Origin of the sequence: Prevotellamassilia timonensis (assembly GCF_021531665.1) — a bacterium.
Classification (GTDB): Bacteria; Bacteroidota; Bacteroidia; order Bacteroidales; family Bacteroidaceae; genus Alloprevotella.
In genome coordinates, this window is the sequence record NZ_JADYUH010000001.1 from 1 (window position 1) to 18,835 (window position 18,835).

General features: G+C 52.3%; 14 protein-coding genes. 1 reads left to right on the forward strand and 13 read right to left on the reverse strand.

Annotated features, from left to right (window positions below):
* Window positions 1-805: 805 nt before the first annotated feature.
* The 9 genes from I6E40_RS00005 to I6E40_RS00045 form a co-directional block, all read right to left on the reverse strand.
* Entirely contained in the window at window positions 806-1,321 is a 516-nt protein-coding gene (locus I6E40_RS00005; RefSeq protein WP_235384796.1) for an NUDIX domain-containing protein, read from the reverse strand.
* 175 nt (window positions 1,322-1,496) lie between these two features.
* Window positions 1,497-1,886, reverse strand: coding sequence for a WbuC family cupin fold metalloprotein (locus tag I6E40_RS00010; protein WP_235384797.1), 390 nt, complete (start codon window positions 1,884-1,886; stop codon window positions 1,497-1,499).
* A complete protein-coding gene (locus I6E40_RS00015) occupies window positions 1,876-3,654 on the reverse strand; it encodes a ribonuclease III family protein (protein WP_235384798.1) in 1,779 nt (592 codons plus the stop codon). Before I6E40_RS00015 ends, I6E40_RS00010 begins: the two co-directional genes overlap by 11 nt.
* An 8-nt stretch (window positions 3,655-3,662) precedes the next feature.
* A complete protein-coding gene (fabF, locus tag I6E40_RS00020; RefSeq protein WP_235384799.1) occupies window positions 3,663-4,925 on the reverse strand; it encodes a beta-ketoacyl-ACP synthase II in 1,263 nt (420 codons plus the stop codon).
* Window positions 4,926-5,214: 289 nt separating this feature from the next.
* A complete protein-coding gene (locus tag I6E40_RS00025; protein WP_235384800.1) occupies window positions 5,215-5,448 on the reverse strand; it encodes an acyl carrier protein in 234 nt (77 codons plus the stop codon).
* Window positions 5,449-5,644: 196 nt separating this feature from the next.
* Entirely contained in the window at window positions 5,645-6,571 is a 927-nt protein-coding gene (locus I6E40_RS00030) for a DNA/RNA non-specific endonuclease (RefSeq protein WP_235384801.1), read from the reverse strand.
* Window positions 6,572-6,654: 83 nt separating this feature from the next.
* Window positions 6,655-8,061: a hypothetical protein gene (locus tag I6E40_RS00035; protein WP_235384802.1), complete on the reverse strand. Its 1,407-nt coding sequence runs from the start codon at window positions 8,059-8,061 to the stop codon at window positions 6,655-6,657.
* A gap of 81 nt (window positions 8,062-8,142) precedes the next feature.
* On the reverse strand, window positions 8,143-9,162 hold the full coding sequence (locus tag I6E40_RS00040; RefSeq protein ID WP_235384803.1) for a DUF5689 domain-containing protein: 1,020 nt from the start codon (window positions 9,160-9,162) through the stop codon (window positions 8,143-8,145).
* 13 nt (window positions 9,163-9,175) lie between these two features.
* A complete protein-coding gene (locus I6E40_RS00045; RefSeq protein ID WP_235384804.1) occupies window positions 9,176-11,863 on the reverse strand; it encodes a TonB-dependent receptor in 2,688 nt (895 codons plus the stop codon).
* Between the two features lie 490 nt (window positions 11,864-12,353).
* On the opposite strand from I6E40_RS00045, the gene I6E40_RS00050 reads away from it, so the two are divergent.
* Window positions 12,354-13,481 (forward strand): endonuclease/exonuclease/phosphatase family protein, encoded by a 1,128-nt coding sequence (locus tag I6E40_RS00050; RefSeq protein ID WP_235384805.1) that lies wholly within the window; start codon window positions 12,354-12,356, stop codon window positions 13,479-13,481.
* Between the two features lie 146 nt (window positions 13,482-13,627).
* On the opposite strand, the gene queG is transcribed toward I6E40_RS00050, so the two are convergent.
* From queG to I6E40_RS00070, 4 genes are read right to left on the reverse strand one after another with little or no spacing between them, the layout of a single operon-like run.
* Window positions 13,628-14,617, reverse strand: a complete 990-nt coding sequence (queG, locus tag I6E40_RS00055) for a tRNA epoxyqueuosine(34) reductase QueG (protein ID WP_235384806.1) — start codon at window positions 14,615-14,617, stop codon at window positions 13,628-13,630.
* 51 nt (window positions 14,618-14,668) lie between these two features.
* A complete protein-coding gene (locus I6E40_RS00060) occupies window positions 14,669-15,916 on the reverse strand; it encodes a M16 family metallopeptidase (protein WP_235384807.1) in 1,248 nt (415 codons plus the stop codon).
* A gap of 56 nt (window positions 15,917-15,972) precedes the next feature.
* On the reverse strand, window positions 15,973-17,511 hold the full coding sequence (locus I6E40_RS00065; protein WP_235384808.1) for an oligosaccharide flippase family protein: 1,539 nt from the start codon (window positions 17,509-17,511) through the stop codon (window positions 15,973-15,975).
* A gap of 15 nt (window positions 17,512-17,526) precedes the next feature.
* A complete protein-coding gene (locus tag I6E40_RS00070; RefSeq protein WP_235384809.1) occupies window positions 17,527-18,756 on the reverse strand; it encodes a nucleoside recognition domain-containing protein in 1,230 nt (409 codons plus the stop codon).
* Window positions 18,757-18,835: the final 79 nt, after the last annotated feature.

Consider the following 18,835-nt stretch of genomic DNA (forward strand, 5'->3'; position numbering starts at 1 on the left):
TCTTATAAGACCAAAACGGAAGCATCACAGCAGCGGCGCAGCCGCCATACTCTTCAAGGGGTTTTCTTGGTTTGTCTTTGCCCCTTTTTCTTTTTATCACTTCCTCTCTTTGTCTCTTTGACTCTTTGTCCCTTTGTCCCTTTGTCTCTTTGTCTCTTCAACTCTTCGATTAATGAGACAATTAATGGGCATTAATGGAGAAAAAATCTTGTTTTGGACACGAATTGTTCGCGATTTGTTCAGAATTAATGAGACAATGCGGGAAAGTGACCTGTCCCTCTGTCCCCTTTTTCTCAAAATCCTTGCACAATCCAAATAAATGCCTTACCTTTGCAGCGCTAGAACCCCCAAGCCTCTTAACAATGCTCAAATCGGGGGTCGTTTTATTTTTATACCACTATGAGATTGTACCTGTCCCTCTGTCCCTCTGTCCCGCTGTGCCACCTTACTGCGGCTTCCGTCCCTTAAAAAGAAAACGCCAAAAACGGAATAAGTCAGCAAAAACAGGTGTTCAAAAACGGAATAAGTCAGAAAAAGTTGGGTTCAAAAAACGGAATAAGTCAGAAAAAGTTGGGTTCAAAAAACGGAATAAGTCATATTTTCTTTTTCCGAGAGATGAAGAAGTGATAATATTGCGCTGATTCTCAATCATTTCCCTTTACTTCTATCGTAATACCTATGCTTGAGCGCAAATTTACCGTGTTCTCGGAGCATTTCCTCAAAAAAGAAAGCGACAAGACTGTGGTTTCCTGCGGCTGTCAGGAGAGGTCGTCCACATCTTCATTTTGAAGTCCGTTGAGCGTATTCATCCCAGATAGTCCTCCAAAAAGCGACGGATGGAGGCGAGACCGAAGCGAGCGGGACAGAGTTCGGCGCGGGGAATGAGTAACACTTCTGCGGCATCATCGCCTGCTTGTAGTACTGCCGCTGTGCTGATGCGGCAAAGGAAGAAGGCATCGCAGGTGTGGACGTCATGACCCGAAAAGGGATAGACATTGGGGTGAGAACCGATGAAACGGTAGTCCTCAATGTCTATCCCGATTTCTTCTTTCACTTCTCTTTTCAATCCTTCAATGAGACTTTCTCCCGGGTTCACGAAGCCGCCGGGAAGGTCCAGTGTCCCTTTTGCCGGTTCGTTGTTGCGAAGGACACAAACCACTTCGTCACGCTCCGTCAGGATGAGTGCTGCGGTGGCGGCGGCAGCGTTCGGATAGAACTCAAAACCACAAGAGGTGCACCGCTTGCTGAAAGCGTTGTGCACCTCAAAGGTTGGTCTGCCGCAGTGTGGGCAGTGATGAAAATCTTCCAAAGGATGTTTCATGAGTCAAAGTACTTAGTAATCCTCAAAAAATAACCTGCATCATCTTTGAAAATCTTTTCGGTCCATATTTCCTCCCTCATCAGTCACATAGCTACGGCTATGCTCCTTCTTCGGGTGAAAATCTGACCTCGAAAATGTCATTCAAACCTGACGCAACTTATTATTTTCATATTACTTAGGGCATGGCGTCGCAGGGGTCAAGCGGGCGGTAAGGTCCGTCTTTCACTTCAAAGATGACCGCGGGCTCCACCACTTCCAGCGAGTGCCATTGTCCTTTCGGAATCTGAATGCCGTAGTGTCCCCGGGAGACATCGAGGCGGTGACGCTCCGTTTCTTCACCTTGGTCGTTGAAGAACATCACATCCAGCTTTCCACGCAGGATGATGAAAGTCTCGGCGGTGGCACGGTGACGATGAATCGGCAGGACAGTGCCCGGTTCCAGTGCGTTGAAGAGACGTTGCGCCTTGGATTCCGCAGACTCGTGAAGGTTAAAGTTCATGCGCAGTCTCTCTGACTGTTTTGCGCGTTCGGCAAGTTCGTCAAAAAGTGTATCGTCAATCAACATGGTCTTCTTTCTTTTCTTGAGTTTGTGGTTTCTCTTCCGATGCGCCCGGGCGGCGTGATGCCGCTCTTCTGCGAGGTTTGGCTTTGCTGACTTTGGTGGCTTTTGCTTCAGCATGGTTTGCTCCAGCCTCGGCTTCAGCGTTGTTTGCCTCGGCTTCTGCGTTCTTTTCCTCGGCTTTGGCGTTGTTAGCTTCGGCTTTGGCGTTGTTAGCCTCGGCTTCAGCGTTGTTTGCTTCGGCTTTGGCTGCTTTGGACTCACCTTGTGACGCATTGTCCCCGGCGTTTTCGGTGTTCACGCTATCCTCTTTTGAGTTGATGTCTTCACCGGCTTCGGGAGTTTCAGTTTTTTTGCGTCGTGGTTTTCGCTTGGGCTTTTCCGGAGTCGCTTCAGCCGCGTTCGTGTCAGTGCTGCTGACTTGCACATTGGCATCTTCAACTTTAGGTGCTTCGTTGCCTGTTGCTTCCGAGTTCGCTTTTGCTGTTCCCTCGCTCTTTGCCTCTTCTTTTTTCTTCGCTTTGGCTCGTGGGTTGGATTTCTTTTCCGCAGCCTTTTTCTCTGAGGCTTTCTTTGTGGACGCTTTTTTCTCCGCTTTTCCTTCTTCTTTCGTTTCCGCCGTTTCCTGTAGCGCTTCGTCCACAGTCATGGCTTTTCGTTTCGGGTTGCGGGTTTGTTTGCGTTTCGGTTTGTTTTCTTCTTCCAGCATCATCGGAGCGGTGGCGAAGTCATTGGCGAGCCGCAGGTCTGAGGTCTGTTCAATGATGTCGAAGCGTTGCGTGTGGTCGTAGGCGGTGTCGTAGGCATCTTCCGCGGAGACGTTCACTTTCCCGCTCGTTTTTTTCGCGGGGTTGTTTTTCGGCTTTGCTTGTTGTGTTTTTCTCTCTGTTTCTTTGATTCCGAGATCTGCGAGACGTGGCAGTGTGAAGTTTTCCACCGCCTCCATGGCGGTGCGTTTTTCTTTTGAATCAAAGAGACTGCGATAGAAGCCTCGATTTCCGTTCAGTCGAATCAGTGCGTCTTTTGCGCCGTGCTGGTGAGCTTCCTTCTTGCTTCTTCCTTGTCCCTTTCCGACGGAGATGCCTTCCACGAAGAGTTCGCAGTGGAAGATTTTCACGTTCTCGCTCTCGTCAAGGTCTCTGATTTCCAATTGGAGGCGATTTTTCTGGCTCCATTCCAGCAGTTTGCTTTTGAAGTTCACCTCTTTCTGTGCCACGGTGTCAAGGTCAATGTAGCGTCCGATGATGCGGTTGCTGACGAACCAATGGCAGTGGCGGTAGCCTCGGTCCAGATAGATGGCTCCGATGAGTGCTTCAAAGGCGTTTCCCCCGATGTTTGTGTGAGACATTCGGGTGGTTTGGGAGACGTGAATCAGTTTTTCGAGTCCCATCTGCGTAGCGAGTCGGTTGAGCGATTCGCGCTGCACGATTTTGGCTCGGGTGGAGGTGAGGAATCCTTCTCTTTCGTTTTTGAAATGACGGAAAAGGATGTCCGACACCACTCCTTCGAGGATGGCGTCGCCAAGATATTCCAACCGTTCGTTGTTGATGGGTTTGTTCGGTTGTGAGTTTCTTCCTTTTCTGTCTCTCGAGTGCGAGCGTCTGTCTTTGTGGCTTTCGTTTTGTTGCTGATAGGCGACGGACTTGTGGGAGAAAGCGATGCGATAGATTTCGATGTCGTGGGGATAGAATCCCAGGATATCATACAAAGCCGAAAGAAACTCCTTGTTCCGTCGGAACGGGAGTTTCATTCGGTCTAAAAGGTTCAGAATCATTTGGGTTCTTATCCGTTGTACTTCTTCAAGATGCAGCAAGCGTTGTGTCCGCCGAAGCCGAAGGTGTTGCTGAGAGCGGCGCGTACGGTTCGCTTCTGTGCTTTGTTGAAGGTGAAGTTGAGGTTATAGTCAATGTTTTCGTCGCGGTCATCATCTTCGTGGTTGATGGTGGGCGGTACGATGTCATTCTGGACGCTGAGGCAGCAAATCATGGCTTCCACAGCTCCGGCAGCACCGAGGAGGTGTCCGGTCATGGATTTTGTGGAACTGATGTTGAGTTCGTAGGCGTGCTGTCCGAAGAGTTTGGTGATGGCTTTGACCTCAGAGATGTCGCCCACGGGGGTGGAGGTTCCGTGCACGTTGATGTAGTCAATGTCCTCCGGTTTCATTTCAGCGTCTTCGAGCGCAGCTTCCATGACGAGTTTTGCGCCGAGGCCTTCGGGGTGAGAGGCAGTGATGTGGTGAGCGTCGGCAGACATTCCGACACCAGCCACTTCGCAGTAGATTTTCGCTCCGCGAGCCTTTGCGTGTTCAAGTTCTTCGAGTACGAGGATGCCGGCTCCTTCGCCCATGATGAATCCGTCGCGGCTTGCAGAGAAGGGTCGAGAAGCGCGGGCGGGGTCATCGTTGCGAGTGGAGAGTGCGTGCATGGCATTGAAACCGCCCACGCCGCAGGGGAAGATGGCAGCTTCAGCACCTCCGGTCACGATGGCGTTTGCCTTGCCGAGACGAATGAGGTTGAAGGCATCTGCCAGGGCGTTGGTGGAAGAAGCGCAGGCGGCGGTGGTGGTGTAGTTCGGTCCGTGGAAGCCATACTGAATGGAGATGTGACCGGAAGCGATGTCGGCAATCATTTTGGGGATGAAGAAGGGATTGAATTTCGGTCCGTTCTCATGGTTCACGGCATAGTATCCTGCTTCTTCTTCAAAGGTATGGATGCCGCCGATGCCGACGCCGAGGATGACGCCGATGCGGTTTTTGTCGAGGGTTTCGAGGTCCCATCCGGTGTCTTTGATGGCCTCCTGTGCAGCGACGAGCGCATATTGCGTGTAGAGGTCCATCTTGCGTACTTCTTTACGGTCAATGAAGTCTGTGGCTTTGAAGTTCTTCACTTCGCAGGCGAACTGCGTTTTGAACTTGGAAGCGTCAAAGTGGGTGATGGGAGCGGCACCGCTGACGCCGGCTTGAATGTTTTTCCAGGTTTCTTCAGCAGTGTTACCAACGGGGGTGAGGGCACCCAAGCCCGTCACGACAACTCTTTTTAATTCCATTTTGATTTTGGTTGTTTTGGTCCGCCTCCTCTGTGAGCATTTTTCTCCTACTTAGAGGATTAGTGCGCAGTCTGCCGAGGCATTTCTCACTAATCCCCTAAGTGGTTTCAGAGCATTCAGCTCGGGATGTGGGGGCGGAGGTGAAAAATTGTTTTTGTCAAAAAAGAAGTGGGTGAAAAGACAAACAACAAATAACGTTTAACGTGCAGCTTTTATGCTTCACAAAGGAAAGTGACGCATCAAGCAAGACGTTAAACGTTAGATGTGTGTCAATCGTGGAAAAGCTCAATTATGAGTTAGCCTCGATGTAAGCGATAGCGTCACCTACGGTAGAGATTTTCTCAGCCTTGTCATCGGGAATGGTGATTCCGAATTCCTTTTCGAACTCCATGATGAGTTCTACGGTGTCGAGAGAGTCTGCGCCGAGGTCGTTGGCGAAACTTGCTTCGTTCTTTACTTCTGCTTCGTCAACGCTGAGCTTGTCAACGATGATTGCTTTTACTTTTGCTTCAATATCAGACATAGTTTCTAATTTATAGATATTAATGAAATGTATTGGCTTATCCTAATTACGGGTGCAAAAATACGGGTTATTATTCGTACTGACAAACATTTGTGCGAAAAAGTGGCATTTTCCTGCACATTTCTTGAATTTGTGTGCTAAGAAAGGCATTAAATCTGTGTTTTTTGCTTTCCCGCAGTCATGATTGGTTTTGTGCTTACAGTCCCCAGACGGAGGTGATGCATTGGTTTTCGATGCTTTCTTCTTTGGTGTCCGGGAGGTTGGGGAAGAAGTTGATGCCGGTGGTCGTCTCAAGTTGGTTGATGCTCATGGCGTGCTTCTTCATGGCGCTTTCAGCCACGGGGTCTTCGTAGGTGTAGTTGTAGTTTTTGTGTTCCAGGAGGAATCCGATGGAGGAATAGATGCCGTTTTTGATGCGGAGCAGTGCCATGAAGTAGTATTTTGGTACGGCAACCTTTGCTCCGTTGCTGCGGTTGACGTGTGTGAGAATTTGTCCGTCGCGGATGGTGCCTCCCTTGACGACGTAGAGCGTGTCGCTGAAGCCTTCGTTTCTTCCGAGTTTCTGAACCAGTCCTTCCAGTGTCACCCAGTAGCCTTGGTTGAAGCTGGAAAGTTGTGGTGACATGTTGGACATGTAGAAGGTGTTTTGATTGGCATCGAGGGAGTAGAGTCGGTCGGCAGAGGCGCAGAGGTGACCTCGGTCATAGCCGCTGTAGGAGCTGCTTCCAATTTGACAATCGGACGGTAGTAGGGGGTCATCCATGAAGGAGCCCGAACGACTCACGTTCTTTTTACGTGTGGCGGAGTCAAAGCGGAAAGCCACCCAGCGGGAGTGATATTCCTTTTTGTCGTATTCAATCGTGTAGGTCACGACATCTTTCTTGGCTCCGTTCACGGTTTCAGAAGACGTGTGGCAGATGAGCAGGGTGCTGCCGTCTCGGAGAATCTCGGGAGTTTCCATGCGGCTGACGATGGCTTTTGCCTCTGCATCAAGTTCTTCTTCGCCGCCGGGTTGTTCGTTATTCCCTCCGTCTTCGCCGGGTGGCAGAATGGGGTCGTCGCCACCGCAGGACGCGGTGAAGGTGAGAGCGGCAAACAGAAGAAGTAGTTTGTGAAGTTTCATTTTCTGGGATATTTTGAGAGAGCAGGAAAGACCGTTGCTGTCGTGGAGGGCAGCAACGGTCTTGGTGAGTCTATGAGAGAGGATTATTCAGCGTAGGTGATGACAATCTTTTTGAAGCGAATCTGGCTTGCAGCACCTGTCTGTCCAGAGATGTTGGTGATGGTAGCCTGGAGTGCGTTGATGCCGGTGAATTTGATGACATCGTCAGCCAGGGAGAAGGTTCCGGGCTCGATGCTGATGTCACCGCTGGCATTGTAGGTCACACCGCTGAAAACGTCCACGGTCATGTCGATGGAGAGAATCTTCTTGGAGGACCTCACAGTCATGGAGTTCTTCGGATACATGCGGATGGTATTGCCGGTGGTGTAGTACTTCGGAGCGTTGTTGTTGCCTCCACCGTCGAAGGTGAGGGTGGTGCCGTCACTGAGGGTGAGGGTGGGCACGGCAGTTCCGTTTTCGAGACCGAGGTCAGCAGCGTTCACGGTGATGGTGTTGCCACTCACTTCGCCGCCGCCTTCTTCGCCTCCGCCGGGTTGGTCACCTCCGCCGGGTTGGTCGCCTCCGCCTTCACCGGGCTGGGTGTTGCCGTTGATGCTGACCACGTAGGCTTTGCCCTGCACGGTTTCAGGCGTGTTGCCCTTGAAGTTGGTGACGCGTCCGCAGACAACCACTTCGTCGCCGACGTTCAGGAGTGTGCCGGAGGTGTATTTCTGATTGCCGAGATAGAGGGCACGGTACACATAGAACTGTCCGGTGCTGGTGCCATCGTCAGAGATGTAGAAGGTGGCGTTACCGAATTCTGTGCCGAACTGCTCTCTGATGGAAACGACTTTTCCCTTGATATAGATGTCTTCGGAGCTTTCTTCACCGTCGGCGAGTGCGGCAGCATATTGGTTGGCTGCGACGCTGTTGAAGGGGTTGGCAGCGGTTCCGTCGCCGGTTGCCTCTCCTTCTTCGCCTCCGCCGGGTTGTTCTCCGCCGGCGGTCACGCCGTTGAGGGAGTAAACGAAGGATTTGCCTTGTGCGGTTTCAGGTGTGTTTCCTTTGAAGTTCACGACAGAGCCGCAGATGATGACTTCGTCGCCCGCTTTGATTTGCGTGTCTCCTTCGGCGAATTTTTTGTTGCCGAGGTAGTAGGTACGATAGATATAGAATTGGTTTTTGGAGGTGCCATCGTCAGAGATGTAGAAGGTGGCGTTACCATAGTCGGTGGAGAATTCCTCCTTGACGGAAACCACGATGCCTTTGATATAGACGGTGGGAGAGTTCACGTCAGCTTCGAGTGAGGAGATGTATTCGTTGATGCCAGCCACGTTGAAGGGCGTAGCCAGTGTTCCGTCGCCTTCGGGCTCGGCGGTTTCGCCTTCATCGCCGCCGCCTTCGCCGCCATTACCTTGATCAAAAATGCCGTAGGGGGCAGGGATGTCCTCGCAAGCTGTGAATCCGAGTGTCAGCACTGCGGACAACAGGAAAAGAAAATACTTTTTCATTGTATGTTTGATTTATGATTTCTGTTTGTGGGTTCGCCGCTGTTTTTTGCGGCACGCCTTATATATTATATATGTGTGGTTTTAGGGATGGTTCGGGATGATGTCTCCGAGGTCTCTCACTTGAATCTGCCAGCTTTTGTCGTAGTAGGTCAGGATTCCGGTGTAGTTTCTTCCGTCTTCCGGCAGTTCTTCGTAGGAGAGGTCAATTTTTGTGGAAGTTCTCAGTGAGACGGTGGAGTTGTTGGAGTAGAGTTCAATGGTGCGGTCCACTGCCATTCCCTTGTCGTGCAGGTTGTAGGGTGCAAAGATTTTCTTTCCGTTGGGTGAGAGTTCTTCCGCTTTGCCGTAGGTTTCGGGCAGGTCGGGGTCAGAGCCGTAGTCCAATTTGTCTCGGTTGGCATCTTTCACTTCGCGAATGCTTCCTTGGATGGTGGCAAGGCGCGGTGTGTTGTAGTATGCCCTGTTGTCGGAGGCTCTGAGCCATGCGTCGCCTTCTGTTCCTGTTAGGTTGATGGGGACGAGTTCCGGTGCGGAGGGGTCGGGTCTTCCGACGAGTTCCACGTTTTCTCGCAGCAGTTCAAAGAGCATGGGTCCGAGGTTCAAGTTGTCCCAAGAAGATTTAACGGGCTGTCCGATGCGGGGCACCTGGCTATAGACGCCCACCCAGAGACCTTTGAGGTTCACCTTGATGCGCTGTCCCAGTTGGAAGTAGGGATAGAGGCAGGTGTTCTTCACGCCGAGGATGATGCACTGGTCTTCGCCGGAAGGTTCCATGTTTCGGATCAGGAGGGTCTGATAGAGGTTTCCGCTGATGTCATTGGCAACGACGACGCCGGTGATGACGATGTCTTCATCCACGCGGGAGTAGAAGTTTTTGTCGTTTCTGACGAAGGTTGCCGTGGCGGAGTTGCTGCAGAAGCGTTCTTTCACTTCGAGGATGGTGGCATTGACTTCGCCCACGGAGGTTTGACTGGTCACGTAGGGTTCTTGGCTGGAAGAAGTGCCAATCATGTCAAAGTCGTTCTCCTCGCAGGAAGTCAGGGAGGCAGTTCCTGCGAGCAGCAGAACCGCTAAACCGATTTTTGAAAATATCTTGTTCATGTTGGGGCAGAATTTAGAATTTAAATCCGATGTTCAAGAATGCGTTGAGCGCGTTGGCGTAGTAGTACTTCGGGTTCTTGGAGAACATGTAGGCTCTTTCGTTTCCGGAGCTGTAGTTGTCGTCGCGGTTTTGCTCGTAGCCTCCGGTTTTCATGTTGCAGTTGTTGGTGAGGTTTTGCACCTGGAGGTTGATGCTGAGGCTCTTTCCTTTTTTCATGCGGATGTATTTACCGATGGAAAGGTCGAGCATCCAGCCTCCTTTGCATTTTTCCTGTTCTGCTGCTCGTGTGGCGAGGATGTTTCCTTCTGCATCGAAGGCGATGCCACTGTAGTCTTTCACGTCTTGGCTTTTGATGAAGGTGACGAGGTCTTCTTCCGTGCTGACCACCGCCCAGCTCTTTCCGGAGTTGGTGGGGGCTGTGACGATGTTGCCAAGTCGGCGATATTCAGAGAAGTCGATATAGACGCGGTCGTAGTAGTTGGCGTTGATTTCAAAGAACCATCCGTTGATGTTGTAGTTCAAGCCGAAACTGAGTGCGGTCAGCGGAGTTCCGTTGGTTCGCATTCCCTTGGCGAGCACTTGAAGCGGCATGTTTTCTCCTGTGACGGGGTTCTGCCATTGGTTGAGTTCTGCGATGGTTCCTGCGTTCATTCCTTCGTAGTTCACTTGTGCCAACGGGTTGTTGGTGTAGCGTGCATCGCTCAGCGTTCCGAGGACGTTGAAGGAGAGGTTGGATGTGATGTCCCATTTGAGTGCAGCTTCAACGCCCATGTGTTCGCGGCGGATTCCGCTCATGGTAAGATAGGTGAAGCGGTTCTCCTGGTCGTTGTAGAAGGCGGTCTGTTCCACTCCGTCGGTGAAGAGTGTATAGTAGCCTGCGACTTTGGCAGTCACGTCTCCGATGCGGAAGCGGTAGGCGAGTTCGGTGCTATAGATTTTCTCAGAGGTGAGATGGTCCACGAAGTTGTTTTGGATGCGCGGTGCCACAAAACTGTTGCGTGCCAGCGGTGCTTCGTTTTGGATGCCGGCGTTGAGGCTGATGATGTGGTTGTTGTTGGGTCGGAGTTGGATTCCGAGTCGTCCTCCTCCGGTGAGGAACTTCGCCATGCCGCTCTTTCCGTAGGAATTTTCGGGGGCGCGTCCATTCTGCATGAGACCTTCGCGTTCAATGGTTGTTCCTTCCACATATCCTTTGGCGTCAAAGGAGAAGATGTCCTTCGTGTATTGATACTGACCAAAGGCGCGTGCCTTCATGACATATATATTATAATTGTATCCGAACTTGTCTCCGACTCCGATTTTGGCGTTTGGATTGCGGAGGTCGTTTTGGATTTCCGGCGCGCCAGGTCCGTAGTCATTCTGTGCGAACTTGTCCACGTCGGTGTAGCGTGTGCCGCCGAGGAGGTCCGCCATGGTTTTGTAGTGCATGCCCTTCGTGAAGTTGAAGGAGGCACCGACGGTGTATTTGTTTTCTTTGTTGATGTCTCGACTCAGCACGCTGTTGAAGGCTGCCACCATCTGGTCGTTGTGGCGACGTTCCTGGTAGTAGAGTGCTTCTCCGCCTGCCGCTTCGTTCTGTCGGTTGACGAAATACATTCTGTCCCAGTTGATTTGACGGTTGGCGTCGTCTGCCATCCAGTAGTCTTTCAGCGTGTTGTACTCCTCGAGGAACCAGGGGTGCTGTGCGAGGTAGTCCGGATTGTTGACGTCCGGGTCATAGACGTTGAAGACGGAGGAGGGGAGGTTTTTGTAGTAGTCGGGTCGCGGGTCGTAGGCGTCTCCGTTCCAGCCGAGTGCGGTGGAACTGTACCAAGAGTACTTAAATCCGGCAGCCGTGGTCCATTTCGTTTTTTCGTTGATGTCCCAGTCCCAGGTGAGGATGGCGGTCGGTTCGAAGTCGTTGACGATGCGTGAGTTTCGTTTTTCCCCGTTTTGGTAACCCCAGTTCGGGTTGTAATAGTGTGAGTTGGCAAGCCAGTAGGCTTCTTCGGTGGATGCACCCTGCTGTCCTCTTTGTGTGGGTGAACCGAAGGTGACGAGCGAGAGCGTGTGTTTGTCTCCGAATTTCTTTTCTGCAGCGAGGAAGTAGGAGAAGGAGTTATAGAAAGTTCCTTCGATGACGCCCTCGTTTGCCCAGCGGTAACCGATTTGTCCGGCGAAAGCCCATCCGGAGGGGAGGTAGCCGGTGGCGTGTGAGAACATGCCGCGTGCGACGTAGTTTCTGTTGCAGCCGGAGAGTGTGATTTTGCTTCCTTGTGCGAATCTTCCGGCGCGTGCGTTCACGTCGGTGGCTCCGCCGATGCCGACGAAGCCGAGTCGGTTGTAGTCAAAGGGGGAGAGACCCTCCTGGTTTCTGGTGGCGTCGTTCATTCCGCCGACCATGCCGTAGCTGAATCTTCCCAGTTCGAGATCGTTCAGTTGCAGACCGTTCATGTAGTAACTGTTGTACATGTTGTCGTAGCCTCTCACTCGGAATCTCATGGGGCTGAAGCGATAGCCGACTTCAGAGTAGTAGGGGTCGCTTTTTGAGCCGGAGATGGTGGCGACGGTCTGTGCCGCGTCGTTGTCTTCGTCCAATTGTGACTCCGTGAAGGTGAAGTCTGCATTGTCCAGCACCTGAAGTGAGTCGGCTGTGGTTTGGGCGTAGGCGCCGGAAGCCACGAGCAGAGCTGCTGCTGTCAGTTTGATGCCTTTTGTCATGCTTGGTGAATGGATTTTTGCCGTGTTCGGTTCAGCGAGAGTTGCGTTTTCCGTGGTTTGGAACCATCGGAAAAGGGACAGTGAAGAACCGTTCGGGCATTCTTAATTAAAATTTATTTGCTGCAAAAGTACTAAAAAAACATCGCGCACTCTTTACGTTTCTGTGAAATTTCGCCTTTTCCGTGCTTTTCGGCAGGAAAAAGATGGTGTTGAGTGGTTTCCACTTGCCGTTCGGCTTGTCTTGGCGATGGGTTTCTTGTCGAAGGCGGTGCGCATTCACGTGATGGGTGTTTGGCTGATTCATCCGACAGCGAACCCCTTCCTTCCAAGAAAGTTCGGGAGGAGTCTTTGCGTTTAAAAAAAATTATAGACCTTTGCGGCGTCATTTGAGCACTTCGCTGCGAGCGGCGTGTTTCTCGCCTATCCCGAGAATCTTCTTGTCTTCTCATCTTTTGAATCTTTAAAGGCAAACATAAGTTCATCCCAAATCATGAAAAAGTTCACTCCGTGGCTTACCCTGTGCGCCACACTTCTCTTCCTTTGTTCTTCCTTCGTCAATCACACTGAGCAGAAAAGACTTGCGCTCTACGGTGTGGCGTTCTACAATCTTGAAAACCTCTTCGACACCGTCCACGACGCCGGAAAGAATGACTACGAGTATCTTCCCAAAGGCAAGAATCGTTGGGGAAAGATGAAATATGAAGCAAAACTTCACAACATGGCGCGCGTGCTCAGCGAACTCTGCACGGACAAACTTCCTGTCGGCCCGGCTGTCATCGGACTCTCCGAGGTGGAGAACGACAAGGCTCTTTCCGACCTCCTCAATGAACCGGCTTTGAAGAACCGAGGCTACAAATTCGTCGATTTTCCCGGCGTGGACCGTCGCGGCGTGGAGTGCGCGTTCCTCTATAATCCCCGCTTCTTCCAGATGGAACGCAGTTTCATCGTGCCTTACTACTATGACCCCGAAGGCAAGATTGACTCCGACCTCCTCGGCTTCTACACGGATGAAAACGGACAGGTGCAAGCCTACGAAGAACTGAAGGGCGACACGACCCACATCACCCGCGGCTTTCTCGTCATGCAAGGCAAACTCGCCGGAGAGAGAATGTTCTTCATCGTGAACCACTGGCCTTCTCGTGCCGCCGGAAGCGAAGCCCGTGAGCGTGCCGGATTCCAAGTGCGCTGTCTCAAAGATGCACTCATGAAGCAAGATCCGGCTGCCAAGATTGTCATCATGGGCGACATGAACGACGACCCGAGCAACAAGAGTATGACCGAGCAGCTTGGCTGCAAGAGCAAAACAAAAGACGTCAAGAATCCCGGTGACCTTTACAATCCGTGGTATGATACACTCTACAAACTCGGACAGGGAACCCTCCTCTACGACGGCAAATGGAATCTGTTTGACCAAATCGTCTTCACCGGAAACCTTCTCGGAAATGACCGCAGCACGCTGAAGTTCTACCGTCATGAAATTTTCATCCGTGACTACCTCTTCCAGCAGGACGGACGCTACAAAGGCAGTCCCCTCCGCACCCACGCCGGCGGAACCTGGCTCAACGGCTATTCCGACCACCTTCCGACCTACATTTATCTCGTGAAAGAACTGAAGTAAACCTCGTTTCATTCTTTCCAGGAAACGCCCTAAACTGTGCCCACCCCAAAAAGTGCGGCACAGTTTTTGTGGTTGCTGTCCGATAAAAGTTTCGCACACCGGAAGCCATACGCCGTCATGGTGACATCGTCAAAACAGTGTCAAAGTCAGCGACTGTTTTCTTCTGTCAGTGCATCGATGTTTCGGCGTAGTCCTTCAAATTTTGCCCTTTTCACCGCACTTTTTCGGAAGAGCCGGGTGTAGTCCTCCCGTGAGAGTTTCATCCAGTCCTCCCGTTGCATCGCCGTGAGTGCCGGGCGCGGCATCAACTCCGGGCAGTTCGTTTCTTGCGCAAAGCGTCGGTTCCACGGACACGCCTCGGCGCAGCGGTCACAGCCGTAGAAGCAATCCTTCATGGCGAAACCCGTGCCCGGAGGCAGAGCGCCGCGGTGCTCAATGGTCAGATAAGAAAGACATCGTCCCGCATCCATTCCGCCTTTTCCGTCCAAAGCCTTTGTCGGACAGGCTTCAATGCAGGCACGGCAGTTCCCGCAAAGCGCAAGTGGAACGTTCTTTGCAGCAGCGTGGGCGGCAGTGTCATCGTAGGCGTCAGCCTCTGCCGTTAGTAGCATTTCCCCTAAGAAAAAGTAGGAGCCCGCTTGGGGTAGGATGAGTTGTGTGTTTCGTCCGATGGCACCCAGTCCTGCACGCATCGCCCAAAACTTCTCATCGATGGGTGCCGTGTCTGCAAAGACTCTTGCCTCGGCTCCCTCCTCAAGTCCGAGTTCGTGAAGGAAGAGCCGCAGTTTCTGTTTCATCACGTCATGGTAGTCGTCGCCGTAGGCATAGCGAGCCAATTTCCATTCATTTTCTTCGTTTTCATCGGGCGTTTCGTCTCTCAGTGGGGCGAGGGAGTGGGCATAGTTCAGTGCGACGCACACCATGGTGCGGGCACCGTCCAAGAGCAAGCACGGATTCAGTCGTTTCTCCAAGTGTTTCTCCAGATAGTTCATCTCGGCGTGACGCCCTTCCAACAAGAATCGTCTCCATTCCGCTTCGCGCCAAGCGGGGAGCGGTCCGGGGTGAGCCAAGCCGCAGGCAGAGAACCCGATTCGCCGGGCAGTCTCTTTGATGAGGCGCGAAGAGAGTTTAGACATGAGATAGGGAATGAAAAAATGCGGTTTCACCGCAAGAAACGGAAGAAAAACTTATTGATAGATGAGCGTGGTCAGTCTGCTTTCGTCATAGACCTCCGCTGCCACGCGCTGCATCTCCTCGGCGGTGACCCCCTGTAGTGCTTCGATGAGGTTCGCAATGTCGCGGTGTGTGCCGAAGTGAGCAAAGGTCTTGCCCATGGCGAGCGCATAGTTTTCCGCCGATTCAGAGGAAATGCCGATTTGTCCGCAGAGTTGTTTCTTCGCTGCGGCAAGTTGAGTCGGGGTGAGAGGTTTCTCAATGAACTTCCGCAACTCCTGCATCAGCAGTCGGCGGCAGCGTTTGACATCTTTGGCATCGCAGCCAAAATAGACGTTCCAAAATCCCGTGTCCGGGTAGGTGTTGAGATAGGAATCCACCGAATAGACAAGTCCTGCCCGTTCTCGAAGCGAAAGGTTCAATCGCGAGTTCATTCCCGGTCCGCCCAGCATGTTGTTGAGGAGTATCAAGGCAAAACGGCGCGGGTCACTGCCGCCAAAGGTCGGTGCGCCAATCAGCACGTGTGCTTGGTGTGTGTCCTTTCTTACCACTCTCTCGATGCCGCAGAGGCGAGGACGGGCCACAGGCTGCGCATCGTCAGGTCTGGGTGGAAGATGAGCGAAGTCCGAGGCGGGAAGCAGTCGTTCCATGCCGCGGACAATGTGGCGAAAGTCCAAGTCGCCATAGACAAAGAAGATGACGTTCTCCGGGCGATAGAATCGGCGGGCGAACGCCTCGGCATCGGCGGTGACATAAGTCCGAAGTCGCTCCGCTTCTCCCAAGATGTCACGACCGAGCGGCTGGTTCGGATACATTAGACTTTCAAACTCGTCAAAGATGATTTCGGAGGGCGAGTCCCGATAACTCTCGATTTCATCGCAAATCACCTCTATTTCTTTCGTGATTTCGCCCTGCGGATACGTACTGTGGAAAACGATGTCGCTGAGCAGGTCTGCGGCACGCGCATAGTCCTCCCGGAGCACGGTGGCATAATAGACAGTTTCCTGTTTCGTCGTGAAGGCGTTGAGGTCGCCGCCGACGCGCTCCAAGCCGTTTGTGATGTGGTAGGCTCTGCGGCGGTGCGTGCCTTTGAAACTGATGTGTTCCAGAAAGTGCGCCATTCCTGATTCCTCGGTGCGTTCGTTGCGTGTGCCGGCTTTGACGACGAAGCCGCAGTGAACCACTCGGGAAGCGTGGGGTTCAAAGATGATTTTCAGCCCGCAGGGAAGCGTGGCTTCTTGATGAGACAAAGTGAATTCCATGCCGATGAAAACGGAGATTTTGGGAAGTTCAAGGTTCAAGGAGCGGAGAAGCGCCCTTATTTCTTCTTAAAGAATTTTCCGATGACCGGAATGCGCGAGACGGGGAAGTCATGATAGAGCACGTGGGCGGCGAACAAGGCAATGCAAGCCGTGTTGCAGAGCAGACGAAGGAATACGTTCTCCACATATTCGCCCGAGAGGCGGATGCAAACGAAGAAAAAGACGGTTAGAACGACATAAATAGCCATGCTCTTCAACGGATAGCGGACGGGATAGTAACGCTGACCGACCACATAACTCAAGAGCATTGCCGTGGCGTAGCCCGCGAAGCCTGCCCAGGCACAAGCCATATATCCATATTTAGGAATGAAGATGATGTTCACGGCAATCAAGACTGCGCAGCCAATGCCCGAGAACCATGCGCCCCAGATGGTTTTGTCGATGAGTTTATACCAAAACGAAAGGTTGAAATAGATTCCCATCATGATTTCGGCAGCCATGACGATGGGCACGACCTGCAAGCCGTCCCAGTAGTCCGGCGCAATGATGTGTTTCAAGATGTCCATGTAAGCCATGACCATGAGGAAAGCCAGTAGCGTGAAGATGAGGAAGTATTTCATCGCCTTGGCGTAGGTCTCGCGATTGTCCTTGTCCTTTTGCTTTCCGAAGACGAACGGCTCGTAGGCGTAGCGGAAGGCTTGCGTAATCATTGCCATTATCATGGCGATTTTTGCGCAGGCACCGTAGATGCCGAGTTGCACTTTGCCCTCTTCTCCGCCCAAGACACGAGGCAGAATCATTTTGTCGGCAGTTTGGTTGAGGATGCCGGCGATGCCGAGCACGAGGATGGGCCAGGCGTAGGATAACATCCGGCGCAGGAGGCGCGTGTCAAGCACGTAGCGAAAGCCGGTCAGTTCTTTGCGGAAGAACAACGTGATGAACGCCGTGCAGAAGAGGTTGATGAAAAAAGCATAGCCGACTCCGACGGAAGGACTGTAGAAAAGTGCGATGAAATCGTGGATTTCCGACATTTCGTAGAGCCAGGGAAGAGCCACAAAGAACAGCAGATTGAGCGAGATGTTCAACACGATGAAGAACAGTTTGAGCGAAGCAAACTTGATGGCTTTCCGGCGATAGCGCAAGAAGGCAAACGGAATGCACTGAAAGGCATCAATTGCCACGCAGACAGCCATCGTCGCAATGTATTCCGGATGCGAAGCATAGTCCATGAACTCCGAAATAGGGTTCAGAAAGCCCATGATGACAGCAATGAAGGCTATGCCGACGAGACCGACGGTCAGCAGCGTCGTCGAATAGACCCGCATCGGCTCCTCTTCCTCTTTGTTCACGAAGCGGAAGAAAGTCGTTTCCATTCCGAAGGTCAGCAGGACAAGCAGCAGGGCGACGTAACTATAGACCTCCGTGATGATGCCGTAGCCGCCGGATGCCGCGGAGAGTTTCGCGGTGTAGAGCGGCACGAGCAAATAGTTTAGGAAACGGCCAATGATGCTGGAAAGGCCATAGACGGCAGTGTCTTTTGCCAGGGCTTTCATGGAAGAAGCCGGCGCGGAAGAGGAGGAAGCAGTTTGGGACATGGGATGGTTGGTAAATCAGAAGAAGAGGTAGCAAAGCAGGATGGCGGCGATGACGCCCGCAAGGTCCGCGAGGAGACCGCAAGCCACCGCGTGACGAGTGCGAGTGACGCCGACAGAGCCAAAATAGACGGCGAGAATGTAGAACGTGGTGTCGGTGGAACCTTGGAAAATGCAAGAAAGCCTTCCCACAAAGGAGTCCGCTCCAAATGTAGTCATGGCATCGACCATCATGCCGCGGGCACCGCCTCCCGAAAGCGGCTTCATGAGTGCCGTGGGCAGGGCGCCGACCCACTGCGTGTCAATGCCGATCAGCGAAATCAGCCATTTCATCTCTTCCACGAGCCAGTCCATTGCACCGGAGGCACGGAAGACCCCGATGCTCACCAAAATGGCGATGAGGTAAGGGATGATGCGGACGGCAGTCTGGAATCCGTCCTTTGCGCCTTCAATGAAAGCGTCATAGACATTTATCTTCGCCCTCATTCCCGAAACGAGAAACATCGTGATGATGGAGAAAAGCAGAATGTTCGCCACGTTTGTGCCCCAAAGATCCAGAGAAGCAGAACTCAACTGTCCGACTCCCCATATCAAAGCGGCGACGAACAAACTCATGCCGCCGAGAACGGCTAAAAGAACGGGCTGAAAGAGATTGATGCGCTGATAGATTGAAGTCACCACTATGCCCGCTAAGGTGGAAAAGAACGTGGCAAGCAGGATGGGAATGAATACGTCTGTCGGTTGGGCGGCGCCCATTTGTGCACGATAGACCAAAATGCTCACCGGAATGATGGTCAGACCGGAGGTGTTGAGCACGAGGAACATAATCATTGAATTTGACGCCGTGTCCTTCTTCACGTTCAGTTCCTGCAACCTCTCCATCGCTTTCAGACCGAGCGGTGTTGCCGCGTTGTCCAGTCCGAGCATGTTGGCGGCAATGTTCATGAAGATGTTGCCGAAAACGGGGTGGTTGCGTGGAATTTCCGGAAAGAGGCGCGTCAAGACGGGACTCAGCAGACGAGCCATCGCCTGAATCAAACCGCCCTTCTCGCCGATTTTCATGATGCCCAGCCAGAGCGAAAGAACGCCCGTCAGACCGAGTGAAATCTCAAAACCTGTCTTTGCTGTTTCAAACGTGGAGTTCATGATGGCAGGAAACACCTCCGTGTCGCCCAGGAACACAAGTTTGATGCAGGCAATGACAAAGGCAATGAGGAAGAATGCAATCCAAATGTAGTTCAAAACCATGGTGTAGAGAATTCTGTTCCGTTCGCCTCAGACGAGGCGGATCGAAAGATGAGAAGATAATTCGGCGCAAAGTTACAAT

Coding starts and splice junctions, on each gene's coding strand:
- I6E40_RS00065 (WP_235384808.1), bottom strand. CDS start 17,511: ATGTCCCAAACTGCTTCCTCCTCTTCCGCGCCGGCTTCTTCCATGAAA.
- I6E40_RS00050 (WP_235384805.1), top strand. CDS start 12,354: ATGAAAAAGTTCACTCCGTGGCTTACCCTGTGCGCCACACTTCTCTTC.
- I6E40_RS00025 (WP_235384800.1), bottom strand. CDS start 5,448: ATGTCTGATATTGAAGCAAAAGTAAAAGCAATCATCGTTGACAAGCTC.
- I6E40_RS00070 (WP_235384809.1), bottom strand. CDS start 18,756: ATGGTTTTGAACTACATTTGGATTGCATTCTTCCTCATTGCCTTTGTC.
- I6E40_RS00045 (WP_235384804.1), bottom strand. CDS start 11,863: ATGACAAAAGGCATCAAACTGACAGCAGCAGCTCTGCTCGTGGCTTCC.
- I6E40_RS00040 (WP_235384803.1), bottom strand. CDS start 9,162: ATGAACAAGATATTTTCAAAAATCGGTTTAGCGGTTCTGCTGCTCGCA.
- I6E40_RS00015 (WP_235384798.1), bottom strand. CDS start 3,654: ATGATTCTGAACCTTTTAGACCGAATGAAACTCCCGTTCCGACGGAAC.
- I6E40_RS00005 (WP_235384796.1), bottom strand. CDS start 1,321: ATGAAACATCCTTTGGAAGATTTTCATCACTGCCCACACTGCGGCAGA.
- I6E40_RS00010 (WP_235384797.1), bottom strand. CDS start 1,886: ATGTTGATTGACGATACACTTTTTGACGAACTTGCCGAACGCGCAAAA.
- I6E40_RS00060 (WP_235384807.1), bottom strand. CDS start 15,916: ATGGAATTCACTTTGTCTCATCAAGAAGCCACGCTTCCCTGCGGGCTG.
- fabF (WP_235384799.1), bottom strand. CDS start 4,925: ATGGAATTAAAAAGAGTTGTCGTGACGGGCTTGGGTGCCCTCACCCCC.
- I6E40_RS00035 (WP_235384802.1), bottom strand. CDS start 8,061: ATGAAAAAGTATTTTCTTTTCCTGTTGTCCGCAGTGCTGACACTCGGA.
- queG (WP_235384806.1), bottom strand. CDS start 14,617: ATGTCTAAACTCTCTTCGCGCCTCATCAAAGAGACTGCCCGGCGAATC.
- I6E40_RS00030 (WP_235384801.1), bottom strand. CDS start 6,571: ATGAAACTTCACAAACTACTTCTTCTGTTTGCCGCTCTCACCTTCACC.